Here is a 10,759-nt window from a genome sequence, read left to right on the forward strand (position 1 = left end):
TATCTGCTGGGCCTGCTCGGCATTGGTCACCGGCTCTGAGGTCAGCAGGTGCCAGCTCAAACCATCCGGTGAGCCCTGTTCAATACAACTGACATAGAAGAGCGAAATGGATTCCCCCTGCTTGTTGGTGGGGACTTTGATGGTGACCGGTGCATAACGAATATCACATTGGACCTGTCGGGCTTTGCGTCCACCTTTCTGCGGCACGTTAACGGAGCGCTCACCTGCCACCGCAAGCTCACATCCAAAGGCATACAGTTTGCTGTCCGCCTCTTCGATACGACGGGACTTGGCTGAGCGAACGATGAAGCGCTGACCCTGTTGGTGCTTGTAGGCGAGATACTCTATCAAGTCTGCTTCCCGATCACAGACGCTGATGACTCGCTGCATCAACGGGCCCAGCCGCTCCGCCATCTGACGGGATGTTTGTTCCCATTTGTANTTGGGCGATGAGGCCCACCAGTTGGACAGCTTCGGGGGCATAGAGCAATACAGAATGGGCCTGGAGGCCTCGAGCCTGCTGACTTGTGCTGATATGACCCAAATCATCACGAATGGAGGGGTAGGAGAAATTGAGCGAGGTGGTGTCTTCCAGAGCCAGCAGGATGTTGAATTGAGCAGCCATGTCGGCTGTACTGGCAAACCCTGCATCAACTATGTGCTCTGCACGGATAGCTGAGTTTCGCATGAAGCGATAGGCGGCCTCCATGTCTGCGGGAGAGCGGGCCGATTGCATAATGGATTGTCCTACATTTTGAGCCAAGGAGGCGGAGATCTGAACCAGACGGCGAGTCCGACGAGGATCATTCAGCTCGGCATGTGCAAAGAGTGTGTTAGCCCAAAGGTTGGGATCGGTGATAAGCATAGAGCCTTGGCAAAGCTGAGAGTGTCGGAATTGAGATCGTTAAAATCGAAAAAAATTCCCTTGTTCTGAAAAAAACATCCCCACCGAGGAGGGTGGGGAGTTGTGTATAAGAGACAGCCCATGGAAGGGTTTACGGCGAGTTGGCGATAGAGGATGTCTCGTCCGAACCATTTAAGTGACAAGGCGGAGCCACAAGCTCCGCCTTGTTGATCTGGCGAGAAAGAAAAGAGAGGCGCTACAGTCCGCGCTGCTGCAGGCGGCGCAGAAACTCCAGCATCACCCGCTCGTAGATCAGCTCTCCCATCACATGATCCTCGATGCCGCGATCGATGTTCGGGTTGTCGTTGATCTCGATGACATAGGCCTTGTTGCCCTGCTGTTTGATATCCACGCCATACAGACCATCGCCGATGAGATTGGCCGCCCGCAGCGCGGTTTCCCGGACGCAGCGCGGCACCGACATCACATCCAGTGTCTCCCAGCCGCCAGCATTGAAGCTGCCCCCCTCCTTGTGCTGGTAGATCTGCCAATGCCCCTGGCTCATATAGTATTTGCAGGCAAACAACGGCTGCCGATCCAGCACGCCGATACGCCAGTCAAAGTCGGTATACATATATTCCTGGGCCAGGATCAGCGACGAGTCATTCATCATCGCCAGCGCCTTGCTCTCCAGCTCCTCGGCGGTGCTGACCTTGTGTACGCCGCGAGAAAAGGAGCCATCCGGCAGCTTCAAAATGCAGGGCAGCCCCAGCTCGTGGATGGTCTTCTCCACCCAGTTCTTCTCCCCGGCCCGCAGGACCCGGGTCTTCGGCGTCGGCACCTTGTGCTTCTCCAGCAACTCGGCGAGATAAACCTTGTTGGTGCAGTACATGATGGAGGCCGGATCATCGATCACCACCAGCCCCAGCTTCTCGGCCCGGCGGGCAAACTGGTAGGTGAAATCATCGATATTGGTGGTGGCGCGGATAAACAGCGCATCGTACTCACCGAGCCGACCGAGTTGATCCTTGTCGATCAGCTCGACATTGATCCCCAGCCGCTTACCGGCGCGGATGAAGCGCTTGATCGCCATCAGGTTGGAGGGCGGCATATGCTCCTCCCGATCGATGAGGATCGCCAAGTCATAGCGATAGCGCTTGTGATGATTCGGCTGGCGCCAGATCTTGCGCGAGAAGCGCTCCAGCGCGGCGGAAAAGCGGTCTTGCTGGCCATTTTCCAGGCGATGAAACGAATAGGGGGCAATGCTGACCAGCTGCCAGCCATGAGGACCATGGCGGAACTGCACCGCCATCACCGGCAACGGGTACTGATCGAACAGCTGACGCGCCATTTTCTGCAGCGCCGGCACGTCGGTCTGGCCGAAATAGAACAGCAGATTGACGTTCTCGCAGGGATGACCGGCAAAGGCCAGATCCAGCGCCTCGTTCATGCCATGGATCACCATCAACTGCTGCTCGCGATTGGCTATTTCGTTGATGGTGCGCAGGGTGGGTAGAATACGGTGACCGCGGGCTTCGGCCAGCAGGGTGCAGTAGTAGCCGATACTCTGATATTCATAGGTTCGGCACAGGTTGATGACCTGGGTGTTGCGTGCGGCCTTGTCGCTGCGATGGTCGAGATAATCGCCCACGCTGACGACGCTTTCCGAGGGAAAATAGGCAGCCCAATCTGATTTTTTTTCCGTGACTATAAGAAACTTGGCCATACAGACTCCAAGTTGAACAGCAACGGTATCCGGCACGGCGCAGGAGGGAGGTCGGATACGACCCGGCGGTAGAGTCTGCAGCAAGAAAGAAGGGCGTTGGATACAACAGGCTCTCAGCCGAGCAGCATGCTATGCCCGTCACACTTTACCCGTCAAGCGCATCGGCCTATGATCTGGCGTCGTATGGGCTTCACTCTTCGGCCTGCCTACCCCCTGATCGTTCGGCTCACCGGGCAGACATCTGCTGGCCCCCTCCTCGCGCCCATGCTGAAGGTAGACATGGTCATGATCCGCGTTGCTGTCCCTGATGATCTGGAAGCGCTGCTGGCGCTGGAACTCTCCTGCTTTCCCGGCGATCGCCTCTCGGCGCGCCAATTCCGGCGCTTTATCAAGAGCGATACCAGCCGTACCCTGATCGCCGAGCAGGACGGTCGGCTGCTCGGTTATGCCCTGGTGCTGTTTCACCATCGCACTCACCTGGCGCGCCTCTACTCGCTGGCGGTGGCCAGCGCGCAGCGCGGTCAGGGTATCGGTCACCAGCTGCTGGCGGCCTGTGAAGCGGCGGCGGTCGAGCTGGGGTCTCTCACCCTGCGGCTGGAGGTGCGGCAGGATAACGACGAGGCCAAGCGCCTCTATCTGACACAGGGCTATCGGCCGATCCGCGTGCTGGCCCACTACTACGATGATGCCGCCGATGGCGTACGCCTGGAAAAACGGTTGCAGCCCGGCCAACTGCCCCATCTGCTGCCCATCCCCTACTACGCCCAGACCCTGCCGTTCACCTGCGGCCCGGCCTGCCTGCTGATGGCGCAGGCGGCGCTGCAACCTGAGTTTGCCCTGAGCCGTCGCCACGAGGTGCAGATCTGGCGCGAAGCCACCACGGTATTTATGACCACGGGCCACGGCGGCTGTTCGGCGCTGGGGCTGGCGTTGGCCGCCCATCGCCGCGGCCTGCATCCCAACGTCTGGATCAGTCAGACCCGGACCCCCTTCCTGCGCGGGGTGCGCAGTGACAGCAAGCGTCAGGTGATGGAGCTGGTGCAGAGCGATTTCGAGCAACAACTGGCCGAGGCAGGCATCATGCCCACGGTACGGCGCCCGAGTCTGGAAGAGCTGGAGCAGGAGCTGAAGCGTGGCCATCCGGTCCTGGTGCTGATCAGTACCTGGCGGCTGACCGGCGACAAGGCCCCGCACTGGGTGGTGCTCATCGGCATGGATGCCCAGTTTGTGTTTTTTCATGATCCGGATGTGGACAGCAGCCGGGATCGCCTGGCCTCGGCCATGCAGGTACCGGTCCGGCGCGATGACTTCTACGCCATGATGCAATATGGCAAGGAGCGCTTCAGTGCCGCGCTGGCGCTGACCCTGCAAGCCTGAGCCAAACGGAAGTGGCAGGTTCTCGCCGCCACGCCCCGGCCATCGCGGTGGCGATTGGCCATCCACGGCCGCAGGCAAGCAAAGCACTGGATTGCGCACCGTATTAGTGCAATTCATCACTCGATGGGGTTAGACTGGTCGTTTGACAGCCAACAGAGGGCCGCCGATGCCAGCACACCTTCCGTCAACCGCACCATCCGTCGCTGCATTCTTGAACGACGTCCGGGAGCGCAATCCAGGTCAAATCGAGTATTTGCAAGCCGTCACCGAAGTCCTGAGCAGTCTGTGGCCATTCCTGGCCGCAAACCCCAAATATACCGAGCAGGGATTGCTGGAGCGGCTGATCGAGCCGGAGCGCACGCTGATGTTCCGCGTCGCCTGGGTGGATGATCACGGACGAGTGCAGGTCAATCGCGGCTACCGGATCCAACACAGCTCGGCGCTGGGCCCCTATAAGGGCGGCCTGCGTTTCCACCCGTCGGTCAACCTCTCCATCCTCAAGTTCCTGGCCTTCGAGCAGACCTTCAAGAACTCGTTGACCACACTCCCCATGGGCGGTGGCAAAGGCGGCTCCGACTTCGACCCCAAAGGCAAGAGCCAGGGCGAGGTGATGCGCTTTTGCCAGGCGTTTATCACCGAGTTATCGCGCCACATCGGATCCGATACCGACATTCCGGCGGGCGATATCGGCGTGGGTAGCCGCGAAGTCGGCTTCATGGCCGGGATGATGAAGAAGCTGAGCAACCGGGCGGACTGCGTCTTTACCGGTAAGGGACTCAGCTTCGGCGGTTCGCTGATCCGCCCCGAGGCCACCGGCTACGGCGCCGTCTACTTCGCCAACCAGATGCTCAGCCGTCAGGGCCGCCATCTTGAGGGCCTGCGGGTCAGCGTCTCCGGTTCCGGCAATGTCGCCCAGTACGCGGTGGAAAAAGCCATGGCCCTGGGTGCCCGGGTGATCACAGTCTCCGACTCCAGCGGTACCGTCTACGACGAGGCGGGTTTCACGCCAGAGAAGTTGGCCATACTGATGGAAATCAAAAACCATCGCTATGGCCGGGTCGATGAGTATGCCCAACAGGTGCGTGCCACCTTTCTGCCGGGGCAACGCCCCTGGGCCATCCCGGTGGATGTGGCATTGCCCTGTGCCACCCAAAACGAGCTGGACGGTGAAGATGCCAAGACGCTGGTGCAGAACGGTGTCCGCTGTGTGGTCGAGGGCGCCAATATGCCGTGCACCCTCGAGGCAATCACCCTGTTCGAACACAGTGGCGTCAGCTATGCCCCGGGCAAGGCCAGCAACGCCGGTGGCGTCGCCACCTCAGGTCTGGAGATGAGCCAGAACGCCATGCGCCTCTCCTGGTCGCGTGAGGAAGTCGACCAGCGGCTGCAGGCCATCATGGGCAATATTCACGACGCCTGCGTGCGCTACGGCCAGCGGGCCGATGGTTCCATCAGTTATGTCAACGGCGCCAACATCGCCGGCTTCGTCAAGGTCGCCGACGCCATGTTAGCCCAAGGGGTGATCTGAGGCGCGTCAGCGCTGAAGTCCACAGGGTTAAGAGAATCTTGGGGATGAGAAAACACAGGGTCAGCACTGGTGCTGACCCTGTGGCAGAAGCTGGCTCTCGAGGTAGCCAGCTTCCGCAACCGGCGATCAGCAGCCTGTGCAGCCATGACCGCCGCCACACATGAGCGCTCAGGCGCCGCCGGGCTCGCCGGTAAACTCAACCAGCAGATCCTCATCGGTGACTATGGTCTGGCAGGCCAGACGGTAGGTCGGTGGCAGATCCTGCACTGCCGCCCGCTCCTCCTCATGCTCGGGCAGCTTGCCCAGCGACTTCAAGACATTCCGCTCTTTGTCGGTGAGCATCATGGCCTTGATGCGCATGCCATCCAGGTGGATCACCTTGATCAGGCAAGCGCCGCATTGACCATCCTCACAGTCACAGGGGATCTTGATGCCGTTGGCCTTGGCAAGGCCCAATACGGTTTCCCGCTTACCGGCAACCGCAATCACCTTCTTGTTCTTTTCCATGGTCGGTGATGAAAAGTAGACATTGGCCATTGCATAACCCTCTTGCTAAATGAATGAGCACAGGACTAAGCAAGAAGCCATCCAATCACTAAGCCACTGTTTTAATTCGATTGAAAATAATCAGAGCCGGAGGTTATCCCGCATAACCCGCCATTTTGTCGGATCCATGGCGAAACGCTGCAATCGCAATAGATGGGCGGGCCCGGCTCGCCACACAACCGATCCCGGGTGAGAAGAGGCAAACTCGCCGCAGAGCGCCCCACTACAAACGACACCGCCACCCGAAGGTGGCGGTGTCGGCACAACTCGCAGCTCTGTCGATCAGGCCGCTTCGGCTTGCAGGCGCAGCGCACCGCGTTTACGCCACCACAGATAGGCACCGATGCCAAAGCCCAGCCCGCACAGGCTGACCACATAGTAGGCTGGCGCCAGCACATCCTGGGCCAACCACAGGGTGACCAACATCGGTGTCAGACCACCAAACACCGCATAGGCCACGTTATAGGAGAAGGACAAGCCGGAGAAACGCACCGCCGCCGGAAAGGCATTCACCATCACATAGGGCACGGCGCCGACGATGCCGACACAGAATCCCGCCTGGGCATAATGCAGCAACAGATCGGCGGTGCCGCCTTGCAGACCGCTGTAGAAATTCCAGGTGGTCAGCGCCAGCAGCACAGAGCCGCCCATAAAGGTGACACCGCTACCCAGCCAGTCGATCAGCCGTCCGGCGACGATGCAGCCCAGGGTCAGCGCCACAATCGCCAGCGAATTGGCCTGCAGTGCCTCGGGCGGCGTCAGGGCATAGACCTTCTGCAGGTAGGTGGGCGTCATCAGGATCACCACCACAATCCCGGCCGAGAGCAGCCAGGTCAGCAGCATGGAGACCACCACAGCCGCCTTGTGATCCCGCAGCACCGCCTTGAGCGGCATCTCGGCGGCCAGCGCCTTGCGCGCCTGCAGCTCGGCAAACACCGGCGTCTCATGGAGCCAGCGGCGCAGATACATGGCGATGATGCCAAACACCCCGCCCAGCACGAACGCCAGACGCCAGCCCCACACCACTACCTCTTCCTTGGGCAGTTGGGTGTTGATCGCCGTGGCCACCAGGGATCCCAGCAGGATACCGGCGGTCAAACCCACGGTCAGGATGCCGCACGCCAGCCCGACTCGCGCCGCCGGCACATGCTCGGCAACAAACACCCAGGCCCCCGGCACTTCGCCGCCGATGGCCGCGCCCTGCAAAATCCGCAGTCCCAGCAGCATGATGGGAGCGGCAATGCCGATGGCGGCATAGGTGGGCAGCAGGCCGATGAGCAGGGTCGGCACCGCCATCAGGAAGATACTCAGGGTAAACATGCGCTTGCGGCCAATCTTGTCGCCAAAGTGCGCCATGATGATGCCGCCCAGCGGCCGCGCCAGATAACCAGCGGCAAAGATGCCAAAGGTCTGGAACTGGCGCAGCCAGTCGGGAATATCCGCCGGGAAAAAGAGATCGCCGATGATGACGGCGAAGAAGACGAAGATGATGAAGTCATAGAACTCCAGCGCGCCGCCCAGCGCCGCCAGCGACAAGGTCTTGAAGTCCTGCCCGGTCAGGGTTCTGGCCGGAGTCGAGATCGAATTCAACATATCCTTATGTTTCCCATAGCATTTTGATAAGGACATTCACTATGCGACTACGGGCTGGGGCTGTAAATCGCGGAATATGCAATGTGGCCTTGCAAGTTCTGGGGCCTGGGCGGCTGGCCCGTTGCCGATCCTGGCTGATCGGCCAGCCTGCCGATTCGGCGGCCCGACAGACGGCTTCGAGTTTGGGTTTATATGTCTGACGAGCAAAGGCGGTGTGCAGCCGCTTCCTCTGCTTCAAATCGACAGATGGTTTAGGTGATGAATTTAGGGTGAAGAGCCAAAGAGTGACCGGCGGGGGCCGCCGGTCGGTGGGTCGGGTTGCTTGCGAGGGAGTTACTGGGCTTGCAGGGTGCCGGTGGTCAGGTCGATGCGGACGTTGCGATCCGGGGTCGGATCATTGACCACGCCGTAACCGACCAGGCCGATCAGGGGCAGCATCTGGCTGAACTGGGCCAGCACGCTGTCGGGCACCTGGCCTTGCAACTGCATGGCGGTGAGCTGCGCCGTCATCAGCGCCTGTAACTGAGTGGCGTTGACCTGGGTCAGCCAGCCGATGGCAAAGCGCTGACTGGCGCCCAGCGCCGGATTGCTGCCCTCATCACCCGCATAGTGGGCCTTGAGCAGGGTGGAGATGAGCGTGGTCAAGGTGGTTGCCTGCAGCTCGTCTTTCGTCACGCCGCTCGGCAGCGCAGCCAGCATGGCCGCCTCCCCTTGCGCTTGATCGGCCTGCGGATCCAGCCCCTGGCCGACCAGATAGAGGTCGCACATCAGGCTCCACAGCGGGCGCTTGAGCAGCAGAGCATCCAGCAAGTTAGCTAGCGAATCCGGCACATCCAGCCCCAGAGCCGCCAGCAGATTATCCGCCATGGCATCGACCAGCTCCTCGAGACCGGCCGCCGGCACATCGGCCTGCACCGTCTCGATATCGGTATTCACGCTCAGGGTCTTGGTCGGCAAATCCAGCACCAGTTGGCGCATGGAGGCGGGATAGCTGACGGTGGCCCCGGTCTCGATATCAATCAGGAAGTTGCCATTGCCATAATCCCGGCGCGCTATGTCGTTGGCATGGAAGTGACCCGTCAGCAGCAGGTTGACCCCGGCCTCGGCCAGCGCCCGCGACACATATTCGCTGCTGGTCTGATAGGGGATCTGCCCGGTGCTGCCATCGGCGGCAGTGAAAGTCTCGACATAGGGCGAATACTGCAGATCCTGCAGGTAGGAGGCCTTGCCCGCGCCATCCAGCACATAGTCGGGGATCAGCAGGTTCTGACCGGTAAAGTGCTCGATGCCGCCAAAGTGGCTCATGGTCAGCAGCACCTTGCCCTCGGCCTTGGCGCGAGCGGCCATGGTTTTGACCCAGGCCCAGGTCTGGGCCCGTTGCGGCGCCAGCAGTGAGCCGCCGGTCGGCGGATAGTCTTGCAGCCCGGCGTCTGTGGACCAGTTGCTGGTCGCCTGCGGCAAGGAGCTGTTAGCCAGATCCAGCGCCAGCACCCACAGTCCCGGCACCGGCTCGGCGATATAGGAGAAGGAGTTTTCATCCCGTGCCACTGCATCGCCAAAGCCGAAGTCGGCATAGAAGCGGTCGAAGCGTGGCACGTCATACAGCGGCGTACCGTCGGTGTGCTCCATATAAGGAGCTATGGATCCGACCTCGGCTCCCAGACTGTTCTGCTCGAGGAAGATGGAGCCGCTGGTGCCATAGGGGTTGTTCATATCGTGATTGCCGGGGATCAGCAGCACCTTGACGCCCTTGGCCTGCACCTGGGCAATCGCCTCGCGCAACCACTCGTGGGAGTACTGTTCGCCATCCTTGGTCAGATCGCCAGTGATGAGAATGACCTGATTGCCCGCCGCGACCAGCCGATCCAGCGCCGACTGCACCAGGGCCTGGCTCTGCAAGAAGGCCTTGCGATCCTTGCCGATGGCCTCTTCATAGGCCGGCTCACCCGGCACCCCGCCCAGCTTGACCGCATCGAACACATGCACGTCACTGATGACGCCAATCTTGACCACGCTTTGCGGGGCCTTTGTTTCGGCGTCATCATCGCCACACCCTGCTAACAACAGGGCCGCTGTCAGTGCAGATAAAACCAATCCTGAGCGCATTATGGAACTCCATTCTTGTTTTTGGAGTACTGACTCTAATGGGGGAATATGACGGCCAATTGACGCTGGTGTGACAGGGAGACATGGCTGTCTCCCTGGCTCTCGTCCCTGTGGCCGGGCCGGTTCGTTCGGCCCGACCCGGCCCGACAGACGGCTTCGAGTTTGGGTGATGAGTTCAACCGTAGGTCGGGCTGAGTTGGGCGAAGCCCGACGTTTACCGCGTGATGGATGATCGGATGCTGACGGCATCACGGCTGCACGTTGCTGATTGAAATCGGATTTCTGGTTTGTCCGGTTCCGCCCTGTCGGCTGGGGCGATTTGGCAACCTGCCGTTGGCGGGGGCGGACCAAGGGGGAAAAGGCCTCCCCCTTGGCAATCCCGGGCCCGGGTTTATGCCGACTGTCGGGAAAGCCCCGGGCTCTGGGATTCTCTCCACCGGCCGGTCGCCACACGCCATCCCTGGCGTGACGCTCCCTTTTGCGGTCATCCTGACCGCGCCCCGATTGCGTTCACCCCGCCACCCGGCCCGACAAACGGCTTCAAGTTTGGGTGATGAAGGGCAAATGGCAGAAGCCAGAAGCTGGTCATTCTGGACGCGCACCCGTTGCGTTCACTCCGACAGACGGATTGGGATTTTGAAAATGAATTCAGGGTAAAAAACCAAGCTCTTGTAGGAGCCATTAGCGCAGCGTAATCGCTCGCATGGGGCCATTGAACTTGCAGGTTAAAAGGCAAACCCCAGATTGGCGGTCAAAATGTGAGCTCGCCCATGTGAATCCATTTTCCCCAACGGAAAAACTCAGGTAGCGTATGAAGTCAAATTACTCAAGGTTACTGTCAGCCATAACAGCTCCACCGAGATAGCACCTGGCACTGTGGCGGCCGCAAGCCCCTGCGGTAGCCATAACTATTGCTGACTGAATTGCTCGCACCCCGCGCCTCCGATACGCCTACGGGGGGCGCTGTTCCCTTTACGTGTTGTTGACTATTTTCACCCCACCCGATAACCAGGATTTTGCACTGTTGGGCTCTTGGTTG

8 protein-coding genes are annotated in these 10,759 nt (G+C 60.3%); 2 read left to right on the forward strand and 6 right to left on the reverse strand.

Annotation, left to right across the window (positions count from 1 at the left end; all coding sequences use genetic code 11):
• The 3 genes from ACYVG7_RS05265 to ACYVG7_RS05275 form a co-directional block, all read right to left on the reverse strand.
• A partial coding sequence (locus ACYVG7_RS05265) for an IS4 family transposase (RefSeq protein ID WP_460882174.1) occupies positions 1 to 483 on the reverse strand: 483 nt, incomplete at its 3' end.
• Positions 365 to 865 carry an IS4/Tn5 family transposase DNA-binding protein gene (locus tag ACYVG7_RS05270; protein ID WP_460882175.1) on the reverse strand — a complete coding sequence of 167 codons (501 nt, stop codon included), beginning with the start codon at positions 863 to 865 and terminating at the stop codon, positions 365 to 367. The genes ACYVG7_RS05270 and ACYVG7_RS05265, both read right to left, overlap by 119 nt.
• A 235-nt stretch (positions 866 to 1,100) precedes the next feature.
• A complete protein-coding gene (locus ACYVG7_RS05275) occupies positions 1,101 to 2,570 on the reverse strand; it encodes a RimK family protein (RefSeq protein ID WP_460882176.1) in 1,470 nt (489 codons plus the stop codon).
• Positions 2,571 to 2,855: 285 nt separating this feature from the next.
• Here ACYVG7_RS05275 and ACYVG7_RS05280 point away from each other — a divergent pair, with 285 nt between their 5' ends.
• Both ACYVG7_RS05280 and gdhA read left to right on the forward strand, forming a co-directional pair.
• On the forward strand, positions 2,856 to 3,947 hold the full coding sequence (locus ACYVG7_RS05280; RefSeq protein ID WP_460882177.1) for a GNAT family N-acetyltransferase/peptidase C39 family protein: 1,092 nt from the start codon (positions 2,856 to 2,858) through the stop codon (positions 3,945 to 3,947).
• A 166-nt stretch (positions 3,948 to 4,113) separates the two neighbouring features.
• On the forward strand, positions 4,114 to 5,475 hold the full coding sequence (gene gdhA, locus ACYVG7_RS05285) for an NADP-specific glutamate dehydrogenase (RefSeq protein ID WP_460882178.1): 1,362 nt from the start codon (positions 4,114 to 4,116) through the stop codon (positions 5,473 to 5,475).
• Between the two features lie 168 nt (positions 5,476 to 5,643).
• On the opposite strand, the gene ACYVG7_RS05290 is transcribed toward gdhA, so the two are convergent.
• The 3 genes from ACYVG7_RS05290 to ACYVG7_RS05300 form a co-directional block, all read right to left on the reverse strand.
• Positions 5,644 to 6,012 carry a 2Fe-2S iron-sulfur cluster-binding protein gene (locus tag ACYVG7_RS05290; RefSeq protein WP_460882179.1) on the reverse strand — a complete coding sequence of 123 codons (369 nt, stop codon included), beginning with the start codon at positions 6,010 to 6,012 and terminating at the stop codon, positions 5,644 to 5,646.
• Between the two features lie 291 nt (positions 6,013 to 6,303).
• Positions 6,304 to 7,614 (reverse strand): MFS transporter, encoded by a 1,311-nt coding sequence (locus tag ACYVG7_RS05295; protein ID WP_460882180.1) that lies wholly within the window; start codon positions 7,612 to 7,614, stop codon positions 6,304 to 6,306.
• A 333-nt stretch (positions 7,615 to 7,947) separates the two neighbouring features.
• Complete coding sequence (locus tag ACYVG7_RS05300) at positions 7,948 to 9,720, reverse strand: metallophosphoesterase family protein (RefSeq protein WP_460882181.1); 1,773 nt, start codon at positions 9,718 to 9,720, stop codon at positions 7,948 to 7,950.
• Positions 9,721 to 10,759: the final 1,039 nt, after the last annotated feature.

This window comes from Pseudaeromonas pectinilytica, assembly GCF_054780855.1.

Coding starts and splice junctions, on each gene's coding strand:
- ACYVG7_RS05275 (WP_460882176.1), bottom strand. CDS start 2,570: ATGGCCAAGTTTCTTATAGTCACGGAAAAAAAATCAGATTGGGCTGCC.
- ACYVG7_RS05280 (WP_460882177.1), top strand. CDS start 2,856: ATGATCCGCGTTGCTGTCCCTGATGATCTGGAAGCGCTGCTGGCGCTG.
- gdhA (WP_460882178.1), top strand. CDS start 4,114: ATGCCAGCACACCTTCCGTCAACCGCACCATCCGTCGCTGCATTCTTG.
- ACYVG7_RS05290 (WP_460882179.1), bottom strand. CDS start 6,012: ATGGCCAATGTCTACTTTTCATCACCGACCATGGAAAAGAACAAGAAG.
- ACYVG7_RS05295 (WP_460882180.1), bottom strand. CDS start 7,614: ATGTTGAATTCGATCTCGACTCCGGCCAGAACCCTGACCGGGCAGGAC.
- ACYVG7_RS05300 (WP_460882181.1), bottom strand. CDS start 9,720: ATGCGCTCAGGATTGGTTTTATCTGCACTGACAGCGGCCCTGTTGTTA.